General features: G+C 58.8%; 13 protein-coding genes. 1 reads left to right on the top strand and 12 read right to left on the bottom strand.

Annotated features, from left to right (window positions below):
- Positions 1-891: 891 nt before the first annotated feature.
- The 8 genes from GGR39_RS16055 to GGR39_RS16020 form a co-directional block, all read right to left on the bottom strand.
- Positions 892-1,395, bottom strand: a complete 504-nt coding sequence (locus tag GGR39_RS16055) for a hypothetical protein (RefSeq protein ID WP_183618636.1) — start codon at positions 1,393-1,395, stop codon at positions 892-894.
- Positions 1,396-2,333: 938 nt separating this feature from the next.
- On the bottom strand, positions 2,334-2,900 hold the full coding sequence (locus GGR39_RS16050; protein ID WP_183618634.1) for a recombinase family protein: 567 nt from the start codon (positions 2,898-2,900) through the stop codon (positions 2,334-2,336).
- Between the two features lie 382 nt (positions 2,901-3,282).
- Complete coding sequence (locus GGR39_RS16045; protein WP_183618632.1) at positions 3,283-4,578, bottom strand: serine/threonine protein kinase; 1,296 nt, start codon at positions 4,576-4,578, stop codon at positions 3,283-3,285.
- 276 nt (positions 4,579-4,854) lie between these two features.
- Positions 4,855-7,839, bottom strand: coding sequence for a TrlF family AAA-like ATPase (locus tag GGR39_RS16040; protein WP_183618630.1), 2,985 nt, complete (start codon positions 7,837-7,839; stop codon positions 4,855-4,857).
- 433 nt (positions 7,840-8,272) lie between these two features.
- Positions 8,273-9,907: a DUF927 domain-containing protein gene (locus GGR39_RS16035; protein WP_183618628.1), complete on the bottom strand. Its 1,635-nt coding sequence runs from the start codon at positions 9,905-9,907 to the stop codon at positions 8,273-8,275.
- A 191-nt stretch (positions 9,908-10,098) separates the two neighbouring features.
- Positions 10,099-10,671 carry a hypothetical protein gene (locus GGR39_RS16030; protein WP_183618626.1) on the bottom strand — a complete coding sequence of 191 codons (573 nt, stop codon included), beginning with the start codon at positions 10,669-10,671 and terminating at the stop codon, positions 10,099-10,101.
- Positions 10,668-10,994 carry a hypothetical protein gene (locus tag GGR39_RS16025; RefSeq protein WP_183618624.1) on the bottom strand — a complete coding sequence of 109 codons (327 nt, stop codon included), beginning with the start codon at positions 10,992-10,994 and terminating at the stop codon, positions 10,668-10,670. Before GGR39_RS16025 ends, GGR39_RS16030 begins: the two co-directional genes overlap by 4 nt.
- Positions 10,994-11,347 (bottom strand): excisionase family DNA-binding protein, encoded by a 354-nt coding sequence (locus tag GGR39_RS16020; RefSeq protein ID WP_183618623.1) that lies wholly within the window; start codon positions 11,345-11,347, stop codon positions 10,994-10,996. The genes GGR39_RS16025 and GGR39_RS16020 overlap by 1 nt, the downstream gene beginning before the upstream one ends.
- A gap of 39 nt (positions 11,348-11,386) precedes the next feature.
- Between GGR39_RS16020 and GGR39_RS16015 the strand changes: the two genes are divergently transcribed.
- Entirely contained in the window at positions 11,387-12,460 is a 1,074-nt protein-coding gene (locus tag GGR39_RS16015; RefSeq protein WP_183618621.1) for a hypothetical protein, read from the top strand.
- Positions 12,461-12,721: 261 nt separating this feature from the next.
- Here GGR39_RS16015 and GGR39_RS16010 read toward each other — a convergent pair whose 3' ends face one another.
- The 4 genes from GGR39_RS16010 to GGR39_RS15995 are packed head-to-tail and all read right to left on the bottom strand — an operon-like array spanning position 12,722 to position 14,366.
- The gene (locus tag GGR39_RS16010) at positions 12,722-12,970 is read right to left on the bottom strand and encodes a hypothetical protein (protein WP_183618619.1); all 249 of its coding nucleotides are present in this window, start codon (positions 12,968-12,970) and stop codon (positions 12,722-12,724) included.
- A 19-nt stretch (positions 12,971-12,989) separates the two neighbouring features.
- Positions 12,990-13,145, bottom strand: a complete 156-nt coding sequence (locus tag GGR39_RS16005) for a hypothetical protein (protein WP_183618617.1) — start codon at positions 13,143-13,145, stop codon at positions 12,990-12,992.
- Positions 13,142-13,666 (bottom strand): hypothetical protein, encoded by a 525-nt coding sequence (locus GGR39_RS16000; RefSeq protein ID WP_183618616.1) that lies wholly within the window; start codon positions 13,664-13,666, stop codon positions 13,142-13,144. Before GGR39_RS16000 ends, GGR39_RS16005 begins: the two co-directional genes overlap by 4 nt.
- Positions 13,653-14,366, bottom strand: a complete 714-nt coding sequence (locus GGR39_RS15995) for a hypothetical protein (protein ID WP_183618614.1) — start codon at positions 14,364-14,366, stop codon at positions 13,653-13,655. Before GGR39_RS15995 ends, GGR39_RS16000 begins: the two co-directional genes overlap by 14 nt.
- Positions 14,367-14,416 lie beyond the last annotated feature (50 nt).

Below are 14,416 nucleotides of genomic sequence, written 5' to 3'. Positions count from 1 at the left end.
CCACTCTCCTTCGGCAGTGCCAAAGGACACTCCTTACGAGAGCCTCATCGCGGCAGGGCATCGCCCGCGCAACACGTCGGAGCCCGGACGCTTACCGTCGCTGCTGTCCGAGCCACACCGAACAACCGTTCTGTGGATAGTCGCAGTTCCTACGCTGCTCGGATTTGTCATGACGCAGATCGTCATGCTCATCGTCCATCTAAACGACGTTAGAGGTCATACCCGGCGACACGACTGAAGGAAAAAGCACCGTCGGCTTTCCACCCATTTCGAATATGCACTCTGCCGTGATGCCGCTCGAGAGCGGACAGGCGGTTAACGCCCAACTATGGACGTTTAGGCGGATCTGAAGTGCGCCTAAAGGAGACATCGCTAGTCTCCTAAGATGGGATACCACCAGTTTGGAGCGTGCCGGCTGAGGCCAACTGGCTCAAAAAAGATTGCGACATCGGCGTCGCCCGGTTGGCCATGAAAGCCTTGAAACGCTCGTAACGCATCAGCGATAAGGGCGTCGCTTCCATCCCGACCCAGATCAGAAAACTGGCCTCGCATAGGGCGGATCAAATGGATCGCTGGCCTGTGAGCTTCTGGATTTCTTCTTCGCCACTCTTCTATGAAGTCGGGCTCCCAAGCTGTGGCAAACGATATTGATTGCCCGTCTGCACGAGTGATCCTCCACGCCTTAACACCATCAGGTCCGCCGCCATCGCAAAACAGTTCATATCCGAGTTCGTCATCGACGGTGCGTCGTTCGTTGCTTTTTGCGGCAAAGGGCATGAGGCCAAGTTACCGACAAAAATGGTCACCGGGAAGCCAACACTAGACTGTCCGCTTACCACCCCACACCAGACAAAGGCTGTCTGACCATACACGCCCAAAGTCGGCCGTTCGCTACGAGGTCCAAGCAACAGCACCTGTGCCGAAGCCTGACGACCTTACCGGGCGCCCGTACTTGTCGTGCGACGTGACCTTGGCATTGCCCGGTGCTCGCCCATTCTCACCTCCGAGAATGTCCAGCACCGCGGCAACATCGGCTGTGTAGCATCGTTTGCTGCGATGGCACTTCGTTGGTGCCGCCGAAGAGTCACTCGCCTTGGCAAAAATTATCGCTGTTGCAGTACGCATCCGAGATGACGCCGACCCACCCAAAATTTGCACGTACTTCTTGCCGTCGGCTCGGGCCAAATCCGCTGCGCGATAAAGTGCGATGTCGAGCGTATCGATGGGATCAGAGTTATTATACTCTGCGACAATGCGCCAGGAACCGTTCTCCACGAAGCTTTCCTTGTAACCCTGTGAGATCAGGCCTCCACCCCAAGGATGGTAATCGACAGCAGCGGCAAGGCTTGGCACGAGCATAGCGCCAACGGCAGCAATAAGAGTCAGTAGTCGCATAGGGGGCTCCTTCTTCCTACGCGCCTTCCCACACTCGCATTAACAACACGTTGGAGCAAAGCCGCCTCTTTAGCAGCGACTGGCTGCTCACGCCCGATTTCAAACATTATCTCTGAAGTCATCTCACGTAAGCTCTGCTGGTGAGTTGTTTAGACCCTTCGAAGCTTACGAAGTGCCAGCCAGCGACCCCAGAGAGCGAACGCCGCCGCGATGAGGGAGGCTGGCGCCCCTATTGTCACCGCTATGGCCCAGAATTTAGGATCATGAAAGGTCTCGAGGGGGCCTACCTCCGACAAACCATAAGCGATAAGCGTCAATAACGGGGAGATCACGGACAAGGCGAGCACGGTTCGGCTACCTATTGGGTACCTGTTAGGGTTCATCAGGCGATTAACGCCAAACACCAGGGCCAGCCAGAAAAACGGCACGAGAAGCACAGTGATCGTCAACTTACTCATTTGCTCATCCTCCGCTGGTAAGTGCTATATGTCAATCATGCGAGGCACGGCTCCCGCCCACTAGCGGCGTTCAAAGAGAGGAGCTTATGCCTCTTTGGCGGAGAAAATCTCGTCCATTCTGTGTCAATTCGATTACGTAGCCCGGTTCTCGTCCAATGCTTCTCCATGACGCTGCGTCAACGAGAGCAGCACGGGCCATCTCGACCGGCAACGGCCTGGTTTCGTTCTCAATCCACCTGCCGAATGTGATCGCGACAAGCCGTTTGCGGACTAGATCGAGCAGCGGCATCACCCGGCGTCTGGTGTCCGCTGTCAAGCCCACAACGGCCATGCGAGTGGCAAGACGGAAATGGCAGCTTCGTCCCAATCCAAGCCGTTCCGATTTGCTGACTTTGGCCGTGGAAGCACTGACAGGCTCAAACGCAGTGGGGCGAGGCCGATTTCGGCGCAGTCAAGCGCGAAGCAATCGCGACCTTCGCGTCAGTTGATCCGCTGAATAGCCGACCTGCTGACACCAAACTGCTTCGCAAGATCGCCTAGAGATGCGCCCTCAGCCCGACGTCGCCGAACCGTAGCCTTTTGCTCGGCGGTCAAGCTGCTTGGACGACCAAGTTTCTTCCCTTCGGCTTTCGCGCGTGACAAGCCTGCTTGGGTTCGCTCCACAAGCAGGTCTCGTTCGAACTCGGCGACAGCGGCAATCACTGACATCGTCATTTTGCCAGCAGCGCTGGTGAGGTCCACGCCTCCAAGCGCCAAGCAATGGACACGCACGTGCATCTCAGCCAGCCGCTCTACCGTTGATCGAACATCCATGGCGTTGCGACCGAGCCGGTCAAGCTTAGTAACAACAAGCACGTCATCCCAATCGAGCTTGTCGACCAGCTTTCGAAAGCCTTCGCGCTCCATCGCTGCCGTCGATCCCGAGACTGTCTCGGCAAACACGCGACGTGCCTCTAGGTCAAAGCCGGCGGTCTTTATCTCGAGCAGCTGGTTCTCGTGTGTCTGCTCATTTGTGCTGACGCGACAATAGGCGAATACGCGTGCCATGGTGTACCTGTATCGAAAACGTGCGTCGAATTATGCGTTGTATCGAAAGTCAGGTCAAGCTAACTTTCGCAACAGAGTGAGGCCATGCATCGAAATCGCTCGTTTTCGCATCAAACACGTTCTGGGGGCCTGCTACACTCTCGCATTTGTCGTCTTCGTTGTTCTATGTTGTCGAGTATTGGGACTTAGCTACCGTTCACTGGACCATCTTTGGGTGGCGGCTTTTGGCCGAAAAGCCGACTTTTTAATCGCTACAAGAACGGCGCCCGCGAATGATAGCAGTGGCCGACTTGCAGGCCGATCGCTTATAAAAAGTCCAGATTATCGCAAACGTCCCAAGCACCGGAACTCGTATTCCGACCTTCACCGGTTCACGACGCGGTTAGCCATTCATTCTTCGGCGGTGAAATGCCTCTAAGAGGCAGCGGTGAGCTATACCCTCTAGCTCAGGCAGGGCATTTGGCTCTTGAATCGGGATCCGAGCAAGTGGCGTGCTGCCTGTGGGACGCTGTTCTGCAACGACCAACTCGTCGCCAACCGCTCGGATGCTGAAAACGACATTGATGATGGCACCGTCGAACTCCTGCCTTACCCCGCATCGGATCATAGTGCTCATCTTATCCATTTGGGTAAGCCACTCTTCTCCTTCGAAATTGAACCCGGCACCCAATTCGGAGACCAATGAACGGCCAGCGTTCTTGAGCCGCAGTCGCACGTAATCAAGAGCCTCTTTCGTTGCGAGATTGCCGAGCTTTGATAATGCGCGAGCCCGAATATCAGCGAGCGCCGCGGCGATCTCTCCCTCGTAGGGTAGACCGTCCAAAATCCTTTGCATATGACCTCTAACGCTTTCGATGGATTGCCAACGTTGGCCGATCTGAAAAGAGAACCCGATATCGAATAAGGTCAGCAGGGCTTGGCGTTGCGGCTCCGAGCCAAGTGCAAGCAAGCTACGAGCATTAATTCTCTGATGCGGCAGGCATCCAGTCTCGTCGCTTAGGGTTGCGGGGTGAACGCAGGTCAATGCGTAAAAGAGAATGCCCACGCAGAACGTAAGATCAGACCGAAGATCGCGTTTATTTGAACTGAAGGGCGCGTGCTCGGGCAAGGCGAGAAAGCGATTCCCTACCTGCTGCCAGTCTGGGGTGTCATCTCGCGATGGTTCGTCGACATTGAAGCTTAATCCAAAGTCGATGAGCACGGGAAGGCGGGTGTCGTTATTGCGCAATATTATATTGTCGGGCTTGATGTCACGGTGACCACCGCCCACCCCGTGATAAGCCTCAACCACATTAAGCAAAGTCAATAAAAGCGCCCCACCATCTTCCAGAGACAACGCGCCGCATCGGGTCACATATTCTGCGAGGGTGTCGCCCGGCACGAACTCAAGGATCGCATAAAGGCGTACGTCGGTGTTCTCGAAATGCTCTGTGTTATGGTCAAACAGCTTTGGCGCGCCGGCATGGTCGAGAGTCTCCAGCGCCACCACCTCTCGCCGCATCCGTCGTCGCCTGTCAGGATCGGACTGGTTGTTAAGCTTCTTCAGGACCGCCGAGACGGGGTGAGTATCACCGTTCCGGCGCGCCTTCCGCAGGGTGCCTTGCCCCCCCGAACGCTTCCATTCCTCGTCGTTGATGACCGTCCAGCTGTCGCTCCACGGCTTTTTAGCATCCGCCATTATTAGTGAATCCTGTTCAGCACATGCGTAAGCCCTTGAAGCTACGCTACCACGCAAGAGCGGCAGCCGGGTACCCGAGTGCCGGTAACCGGCTCTCTCCTACTCTGCGCCATTTCCTGCACAACGGCGAGAAGGGGCAGTCGTGCTGATTACACTGTCGCAGGTGAGCGAAGCCGCAGCTTGCGACACTGTCGCCCTCTCCCGCCCGTCGAAGCGGCTACGTGCCTACCATTTAGGAAACGCTCCCCCAAGCGAAACGCTTTGGCCCACTTCGCCCTATCGCTTCAGCCTGACCCGCAGTCGCCGCGCTCGTTCGCGGAACGCGTCCTCGCCGCCTTCGAGTATGTCACATACTTTGCGACGGATTTCGGCGTCCTCCAGCCCTCCCGATAAGTACTCAATCGTCGGCAACCCGCCGGCCGCGTGTGAGCCTGCCTGTGCGACGATGACCTGATCCGCGTCCGTGTTGATCACTAGGTTGGCGTTGTGCGTCACCATGATCACCTGGCGCTTGCTCTTGGCGTTGATGAACAGCGACACCAACTCGACGAATACCGATTGGGGATCGAGATTCTCCTCTGGCTGATCGATGATGAGTGGGCGATCGTCCGCGTCATCGAGCGCCAGATACAGCAGGAGAAGTACTATCCCGCGTGTGCCCGGCGACAGCTTTCGGATATCGATCCCGTCATAGGCTAGCTCGTACCGCACCCAAATGTGATCGGTTCCGAATACCCAATGCGCAAAACGCTTCGACCACTCACGGAACGCCTCCTGCTCCGTCGGCGCATAAGGCGCGTGCGCCAGCAGGTCCTTCCAGTACTTGTGGATGAACGCCGACACCGCCGCGCGCACGTCGGCAGCAGTGCCCGTCTGCCACACCGGTTTCAGCTCTACCTCGGCGCGTCGGACAAGCGAACCCCGGCCGTAGAACGGGCCGGCGCGACGACAGTCGATGAGCTGTTCCTCGGCGAAGTCCGCCCAGCTTTTCGCATCGACGACCCGCGTGACCAGCAAGCTCAGTTTCCTGATAGTGCCAGTCGCGACTGCAAGCCGCGCCATCAGCGGCGCGTACAAGTCCACCAGCGCCTGCTGCTCGCTAATCACCGCGCTAAACAGGCGATCATAAGCGTCTTCGCGCTCGACCTGCAGCAGCTTCCGCCGCTCGCTAGCCCCTTGCGCGTCTTCAAGCGCCTTGCGCAGTGCCGCGAGCGCACCGTTTTCCGATGCGATCCGCTTCGACAAGGCCGCATACTGATTCCGCACCACCGTGTCCGCGCTGATCAGGCCTTCCAACCTGCCCATCTCGGCGCGCAGGATCGCAACCGTTTGCGCGGTCAGGTCCGCATCGTCCGCGATCAGCGGGGCCATCGAGACACCCGGCGGGGGCGACACGGGAGGCACGCCCTCGATCTTGGCGATCTCGCCATCTACCCAGGCCAGATATCCGACCAGCGAGGCATCGACATCGCCTTTGAAGACGAGAAGGAATTCATCCCACTGCGTCATCGAGAGCCCGGAGTTTTGATGGCGCGACTGGACCTCGCGCAAGATCTCCGGCGCCTTGGTCGCCTTCGTTCGCCGGACCTCATCCTGCATCGCGACGAAGGTACGACGTTGCGCGGCATAGGCCTGCGAAGCCGTAAGCCGCCCCTGCAGGGCCGTGTTCAGCGCGGCATGGCGCTGGGCCTGCTGCTCCGTCCCCTTCACGACCAATTTGGCCAAGTCGGCATTGTAGCCGGCGATCAGATTCTCTTTCTGCTTGATCTGGGCGTCATAGGATTGAAGCAACGCCTCCTTCTCAAGTTCATCGGCGATGCGGTTGGAGATCGCCCCGATCGCCTCGACTTCACGCCCGCGTGCAAGTTGGAATCGGTGGGTGCGATGTCCGCGCAGCGCTTCGAAGTCGAGCGCACCCTCGCGGCCTTCGACCGGGTGCGCCTCGAAGATGACGCGCTCGATTTCGTGAAGCAGGCCTTCTGAAGCGCCGGCGGCCGAGCACAGATCCTCTACGAACTGCTGCGACAGATATCGCGCGCTCGGATAGGAGAATGGATTGTTCGCGTCGCGACCATCGAGATACCGCGACGCCACTGAGTCGGCAGCCCGCGTCAGCTTGACGCGGCCCTCTCCAACCAGCGGCTTCGCGCGGGAGAGGAATGAAGGGCTGACGCCTTTCTCATCCTCCCAGACCGCAGGCGGCACGGAATCACAGCCTGCGGCGATCATGTCAGCAAGTGCGGTCTTGCCTGATCCGCGCGCGCCGATGATCGCTACCAGTCCCGCATTCAGCGGGATCGACGGCGTCGACACCCACGGCGCATTCTCGATTTCCACGCTGGCGATGACCTGAGATGGCATCGCGGTCTTGGGCGGCTCTAAAGCAACGAATGCACGCCCGGCGGGATCGATATAGGCCTGCCTCAAGGCATCGAACGTCACCGCGCCCTTGATCCACGTAAAGCGGTCCTGAACCGGCTGTCCAACGGTCGCATTGTCATGCGCGTCGCTGCCGTGCAGGCACGGCTTACAGCCATTGTATCGCCGCATCAGCTCTTCGACGGTGACGCTGCGTTGGCCCGTCCAGAACTCGCGCTGCGCAACGCTGCTCGCGAAGATGATGTGCGCAAACTTCTCGATTTCCTGCCGCATGGTGGCATCGGCCGCCTGACGTATCCCCGAGGTGCCGTCGCCCTCTGCGCCTGCCACTGCGATCAGCACATTGGCCTGCGCCCACTCGCTCGCCTCGTACACCTTGCGCAACTGGTCAAAATCGACCTTGAACTGTGTCGCGCCGATCGCGAGCGCCGCGCGATCATCGATGGCCGCGGCGTCGACCCGCCGGCCGAGCCTGACCAACCCCTCACGAGTGCAATCAAACACATCCCCAAACGCTGAGAATTGCAGGCGGGTCAACAGCAAACGGACCTCATTCACATGGTCCGGATCTTCCGGGCTCACCAGAAGGTGCATGTTCACAAAGCCCGTCTTCGCCGCGACACTCAGACGCAGCTCGATATTGGGGAAGATCAACGAGACGTTCGGAATCCGGCCGGCATCCTTGTGCAGTAGAACCTGCTCATAGGTCTCCGTGAGGTAGTAGTCGGTGACGCCTAACGCCTCGATCGTGGGGGTACGCGTCTCGATATTAGACAGGTAGGTCTCCCAAGCGCCGCCCCCGCCGAACTGATTGTTGAGGACCGTCCCCGGCGTATGAATATGCGGCTCCCATCGCCGCCACTCAGATCCTCTCGTCAGCATAAACCCCACATATGTTGAACGGCTTGAACATAAGTCGGAACATGGTGGCAGCCATTAGTCAATGTGGTTCAGATCATGTCGCTGGCTCGACAACCGGACAGTTCGGGCACTGCGGACCAAAGCTCGCTCTGTGCTGCTTCTCTGGGTTAGAGGGGACGGCCAGAAAGTGTGCGTGGAGAATCCGATGGTGACCCAGCGAGCAGCCGGATAGCGAGACGGCCCTCCGCTGACCGAATGGCTCGTTCCTGCAGAAGCCGCCGTTCCAAGCCCGCGCGGCGAACAGCGCGTTTTGGTCGTGAGCGGCCGCTTCGGCCGCACTCCATCGACAGCGGCTAATGTAGATCAAAAGATTGCCGATCGATCGCTATCCCCGAATTACCGCAAGCAGGTCGGCTGTTCCTGGTTGGAACAGCCGACCTTGATGCGCTTCGCCTCACTCAGGCATGGCGAAACAGTAGAGCCAGTCCATCGCCTTGTTCGCGCGCACGCGGCAGTGGCGACCACGGCCCCGATCATCGCTGCCGCTACGGTTGAGGTTGCGGAACTCTGATGTGCCTTTCAGCGCGTTCCAATCGGGGAACATCGTGCGCCCAAACTCTGCCGTCAGCAGCAAGCTCTGCTGCCCCTTGATCTTGCGGAGGAAAGCGCCTGCGGCCTGCATCTGGTCGTCGGTGAGCGTCGGCAGATTGCGCCGGTCTATCGTCATGGTCTCAGGACGAGCCGCAATCGCGCGAAGCCGATCAGCGAGCGACTGACGCAGCGGAACCGTTGCGCGGAAGTTGGCGTAACAGTGCTGGGCAGCGGCCATGCAATCAAAGCCCTTTGGCAGGACGCCGCAGTGACGCGCAAACACGCCGGCGGCGTACACCAGGCCGTAGGCCTCGGCGACACGCACGTCCGAGCCGTTGCTGTCGCTGATCCCGACCGCCACCTTGAACGCGTCGATACGGCTTTTGATCTTGGCCTTGAGCCCCGCCTCGTCCTCGTGGCGCGCAGCGACAAGCTTCCGAAGATACTTCGACATCGCCGTGCCGTACTGCTCTGCCATCCCGGCTTCGAGCGCCTGGGTGAACTGGCGGTAGTTCTCGTAGCCAGCTGCGAGCGGGCCAAACACGCCCGCATCGCCAGCTGGCACCATGATGGTGTTGAGCCGGTCGATCGCGGCGCCTGCGATGTCTTGATGCGATTGGGCCATGAGTTCGTGGAGGGGGGCGTTCGCCGAGGTGACGCAAATGAACCAGTAGCGCTTCTGGTCAATCTCATTGTAGCGCCCTTTGGTGGTCCCCTGAGCCATGGCGAAGCTGAAATCCTGCATCATGCGGCGGTTCGATGCAGCGCTGCCACCCTGGTTGTACAGGTTGGCCTCATCGATCAGAAACGGCATATCCGAGTGCATTCGCATCGACTGCTCGATGGCAGCGGGGGTCATCGAGAAGGTCGTGATGTAACCCTGATGCCCGAGCATCGCCGGCCCGGATGTCGAGGCCATCAGGCGCATCGTGGTCGTCTTGCCCTTGCCGCCTTCGCCCGCCAATTCAAAGCCGGGGTTTGCCGACAGCCCGGACATCTCGAGCATCGGTGCGGCGAATGCCGCCATGACGAAGAACATCGGGATCAGGTGGCCGCACAGCGGCTCTGCGACCTGCTTCAGCCATTCGGCATGCTTGCCCTTCGTGGCGCACTTGTGCGGGCTGGTCTGGAAGGCCACCAATCCCTTGCGGGTGCCGCCGGGGGCGTACACCCGGCCGGACGCATTGGCGAACTGTCCGCCAGCCCATCCTGGCCGGTCGAAGATCAGTCGGGTAGGGAAGTGGTCGAGTTCCTCGAGCTTCTCGAGCACCTCCTTCTTGTCGTCCGGTCTCCAGATGGTAACTCCACGATCTTTCAGGACGTGGAAGATTTTTGCGCGTTCAATCAGTTCGCCTTGGTGCAGCAAGGCCTTCTCGCGGCCAAGACGCACCTCGTACCAGCGTTGGCCTCGTTGGTCGGCATAGCCCTTAACCAACAGCTTCGGCGGGCGCTTAGCCGCCGAGCAATGCTTGGCATCTTTCAGATTCTTCGTGGTCATGCCTTTATCCAATTTCACGTAATTTACGTAAAAACCACAGTGCAGCCGCACTGATCAGCTTTATCGTGCTGGTGGAAAAGAGCTGATGAGGGTAGGTGTAGTGTTACACCGCTCTCTCTGCTTGCTGTGCTCTGGAGGCCTCTACAGACCCCCAGAGCATGCTATTTGCGTACTTTCTCCGATGAGTTCGTTTAGCTGACCGGCTTGGTCTGCTTCAGACCATTTGTGGTCACTCGCAAACCGATCATCAGCGTCAGGTCATTGATCGACCACTTGTCGAGCCAGAGCAGGACCTGGGAGTGGTACGGCTCAGGAATGCGACGCTTCTGACGCGCACGACGACGACGACCATCCTCGGACACCCACAGTGCCCGGGCGGGCCAGAAGGACTGCACGAGGTACGTCAGCGGCCGAGGCAGGCGGTTGACGGGCTTCCTCGTCATCTGCACCCGACGGTACACCGGGCTGGGAGAACCATCCGGAAGCCACCGAGACGTCTTGTAATTCGGCATGGTGCGAAGCCGGTCGACCACCTGCACCATGCCGCCGTAGGCGACGCCGTGAAAGTGCGGGCGGTAGACCTTGGCCACCGGATCAAACTCGCCGTGGAAGCCGACAAAGATCCAGCCGGTCGCAGTCGCAGCGCCCATCTTGTAGAGCGCCGTACGCAGCGCGTTCATCATCTGCTTGGGGTTCACTTCCGACAGTTTGTCGGCGTGGACGTCGGCCGATGCGGGCATGATCGCGAACTTGGACGAGATCATGCGCCGCCCTCCCGCAGGAGGCACCACAGCGCACCGGCAATCTTGGCGCGCTGCTCCCGCATGAAGACACTGGAGGCCAAGCTGTCGGGCACGTCACCGCCCGTACCCGCTGCCTCTAGCTTAGCCGCCAATGCCTGGGCCGCGTCGGCATCGATCATGTCAGGGTACTTGTTTGCCGCTGCGCGCAACCGACGTGCGCGCAGACGGTCTTCCTTCTGGCTATCGGTGAGCGTCTCGAACCCGCAGCGACGTGCTGCGGGCCAGAGATCAACGCGGTACTGGCGCTTGGGAGGCGCCAGACCGGAGCTACCGAGGCCGGCCATTACACCGCCCCCCCGTTCTTGCGGAGGCTGGCGGCAAATTCTTTGACACTCTGGCGATAGATCAGACGCCGACGTCCGTGGACCTCCGACGCGATCTTATTCTGGCGCAGCAACGAGAAAACCGAAGTTCGTCCTAGACAAAGGACGGCACACACCTCCTTCACCGAATAGAAAATGCGGGGAGGCTGCTTGCGGATATCCTTAATGAAAGGGTGAGTGACCGGCTTGCGCTTACTCACGATTATTATCGTATCGTTCTTCTTACGATCCGGCTTACGCGCCGACTTCGGTTTTGACATGGGCTTTGGCGTTGGCTTGCGCTCGGGCTCATCCTTGACACTCGACTTAGGCACTCGTCGCTCCTCTTTGTTTGGGAGCCAAGTCAAATACCCATGCCTGACGATAAGGCGACAGATTTATCTGAAAGCCTGCGAGATAAAGTATTCTATTTGCTAGCAAAAAAACGTGGCACTTTGCTTTGCGAGCAGAAACTATTTGTAGGCGTCCCTGGAAACGTGGCACTTTGTAGTCAGGCAGCGTACTGTGGTGGCATGTCATCAAATGCACCATCCTGGCTTAAGCGGTTCACGTTCGATCGCGTGGATCGTGGTCCATTCGAACTACGCTTGGATCGGTACGTAGATCAGATTTCCGACGATGAAGTGCGTCTCGCTGAGACACTGGATTATATGTGTAGGGCAATCACTGAGGAGTATCGTGTTCGAAGAGCCCTTGGTAAGAACCACACTCAGTATCGATCACCGCGCAAATGGCTCAAGCCGGTGTGCTACAATGCGATACTCACGTGCATGCACCTTGACGTCATTAAAGAACTGGCTGAGCGACAGGAGCGCTATGGTCGGTTCAAGCGAGGGCCCAAGACAAAGAGGTCGATTTTTGACGATGCTCTCAAAGGTATTTTCGCGCATGAAGGGCCGCCCACGGCCCAGCAGTTACGAGATCCCAACCGCCCTGAGCTTTCCAAAGGAAGAGAGCTGCTTGACCGAAAAGATCGTGAGCGGTTGGCGAATGAAATGCAGTGGGGGTTCCGGCATTACGCAGAACCTTCAGAGCTAAACGGATTCAATCGTGCTTTTCCGCTCCATAGGAAAAACTCTGCCGATCCAAGAGACGTGGCTCCAAAACTTTATCGCCAAGTCGTTAAAAGACGAATTCTCTTTAGGTTTTGGTACAGTAGTGGAGAAACTGAACATTATCGAGGTAGATACTCTGATAGACTAGAGAACGATGCTGAATCGCTTGGTTTACGGTTTGAGCGTCTTGCTCATCAGTGTCGTATCCGATTGGCTTTTGCCAATAGAATTTCGAATGATGACGATGACGATGATGATGATGATGACGGGGTTGTGAGCTATGAGGATGATGAACACGGTGAGAACTTGTTTACCCAGCGCGACGATGCGGTAGAGTTCGGTGACGACGACACCTGGGTCGAAGATGACTGAGCACTCTCTCATTATCCACCTTTGAGTGCTGACAAGTCATTTTAAACTTGTCGTGTGGGGAGCACAGGTGGCATGTCCCGATCGAATGTGAGGTTGAGAGCATCTTGCTCACTAAGGCGGTATGCAGGCGCAGTAGCCGATGAGGCCCATCGTCGCTGATAACACAGTGGCTCGCGATATCAGCGCGCACCACTGCGTAAGGCGCGTAACCTCGAATGCGAAAGGCGCCTTTTTTGCGGATTATACTCAATCGCGGTATATTCAGCGGCAGCGATCTGACCGGGTCTTGGCGCGCCACCACTTAGCGTGTCCGTAAGCGGCCCCGATGACAAACCAGACCCATAGGCCATCTCTGTAATTGACGCGGCTCATCCAGTCACCGACCTTCGGACCCGAGGCACCGATAGGCACGAGCAGGGCGCCGTAGATCGCCATGGTGGTCCACACCGACCTTGTCGCAGGAAGTCGACCACGCAAGGCCCAGATCCAACGGTATATGCGATCCGTCATCGTTATCCCTCCTTCGAAGTCAGGGCAGAGTTTTCATGAGGAGCGTGCAGAAGGCCGCCAGCAAGGCTAGCTTGAACGGGAAAACGACCTGAGGTCGCTGCGGCTCATCGGCATGGCCTGCGCTCTGCTCATTGTCAGTGTTCGGCTCGCGGCCCATGAAAGTAAGCCTGCTCATTGACGGCGCTCCTGAAAGCGTTGCTGGTTTGCGCGCAGCACGTCGGCGTACGGCTTACCGTCGATGCTGAAGCGAGCGACCAGGTTGGACATGTTGAGGCCGGTACCGTCCAGCGTGGGCGGCAGGTCGGCGAGGGAGACGGTCAGCCCGTCACTCTCCTGCGTCACCCTATAGGCGAAGTGGTCAATCGATACCCGGTATGCGCTCCCGGTCGGCGATGGCTTCACCAGCGAGAAGGACGCGAGGCATACGACGTTGTCCGCGCCACGTTGGAGGACGGTCGGCTCCGACATACTACCAAAACGAGCATCATCGCCAATCAGCACCCGTGCGAACGGATACAGCTGTGCCCACTTGCCGATAGACTCGGCGGCAGCTTGGCGGATGCGTTGATCGAGGCACATGTCAGCGGCTCGATCGGCATGCGCCATCGTGCTGCTCGCGGCCAACGCGACCGGAACTGCCGCTCGTAGCAGCCAAGTCTTGGAGCGGCGCAGGCCGAGCAGATCAGTGCGGGGCATAGAGATCCTCCTCGCTCGGTTGGTTGTTGGTGCCGCGTTGCTGCGTGGGCGCTTGCGGCGGTGACTTCATCTCCGCTTCCGCTTGTGCCACTGCTGCTTGGGCCTCATCAGCCGCCCGTGCTGCGTCATCGGCAGCGGTGTTACCGTCAGCCTGATCGACACCACCGGCTTCGGGAGCGTTCTGATCCGCTTGCTCTTGCGGCTGCGGCTGGACCGGCGAGCGCCCATTGTGGGTCATGCCACGGCCGATGCTCACGTCGTCGACATCAACGGTGAAGGCGTCCGTCGCTGGATCGCTCGGCTGACCGCTGAAGTTAATGACCCAGCGTAGGCCATCGATGCCGAGGATGTCCTGGCCGGCGGTTGCGTTGCTCATGTCGATCTGGATGTGGCCCGTACAGACAATCTGCTGGTACGGCGGCTCGCCCAATGCGCCCGGATTATCGATCGAGACATGATCGAACGTCACTTCGGCCTGGTCGAATGCGGCAACGATCCGGTTCGGATCAGCGCCCAACCATGACTGCATCATCATCAGCCTGGGCAAGGCAGCCTTGTACAGCTTGCCCCGCGTTTCCTTTCCGACCACCTCCTGCACGTCGGCGCGTTGGCAGGCGGCCAGCGCAGGATGGGAAGAGTTGTGCGTCTGCTCCTCACCTCCGCCTGCCTGCGGGCTGCAGTTGGTGAGCGTGACAGCCAAGACGCTGCACAGGATCGATGTGGCGAGCGGCAGTGTGCCGCGGGGTGAGC

The sequence above is a fragment of the Novosphingobium fluoreni genome (assembly GCF_014196615.1).
Classification (GTDB): domain Bacteria; phylum Pseudomonadota; class Alphaproteobacteria; order Sphingomonadales; family Sphingomonadaceae; genus Novosphingobium; species Novosphingobium fluoreni.
This window is presented reverse-complemented; position numbering and strand designations above follow the sequence as displayed.

Coding starts and splice junctions, on each gene's coding strand:
- GGR39_RS16050 (WP_183618634.1), bottom strand. CDS start 2,900: ATGGCACGCGTATTCGCCTATTGTCGCGTCAGCACAAATGAGCAGACA.
- GGR39_RS16010 (WP_183618619.1), bottom strand. CDS start 12,970: ATGACGGATCGCATATACCGTTGGATCTGGGCCTTGCGTGGTCGACTT.
- GGR39_RS16025 (WP_183618624.1), bottom strand. CDS start 10,994: ATGGCCGGCCTCGGTAGCTCCGGTCTGGCGCCTCCCAAGCGCCAGTAC.
- GGR39_RS16045 (WP_183618632.1), bottom strand. CDS start 4,578: ATGGCGGATGCTAAAAAGCCGTGGAGCGACAGCTGGACGGTCATCAAC.
- GGR39_RS16040 (WP_183618630.1), bottom strand. CDS start 7,839: ATGCTGACGAGAGGATCTGAGTGGCGGCGATGGGAGCCGCATATTCAT.
- GGR39_RS16000 (WP_183618616.1), bottom strand. CDS start 13,666: ATGCCCCGCACTGATCTGCTCGGCCTGCGCCGCTCCAAGACTTGGCTG.
- GGR39_RS16030 (WP_183618626.1), bottom strand. CDS start 10,671: ATGATCTCGTCCAAGTTCGCGATCATGCCCGCATCGGCCGACGTCCAC.
- GGR39_RS16015 (WP_183618621.1), top strand. CDS start 11,387: ATGCCTGACGATAAGGCGACAGATTTATCTGAAAGCCTGCGAGATAAA.
- GGR39_RS16035 (WP_183618628.1), bottom strand. CDS start 9,907: ATGACCACGAAGAATCTGAAAGATGCCAAGCATTGCTCGGCGGCTAAG.
- GGR39_RS16005 (WP_183618617.1), bottom strand. CDS start 13,145: ATGAGCAGGCTTACTTTCATGGGCCGCGAGCCGAACACTGACAATGAG.
- GGR39_RS16055 (WP_183618636.1), bottom strand. CDS start 1,395: ATGCGACTACTGACTCTTATTGCTGCCGTTGGCGCTATGCTCGTGCCA.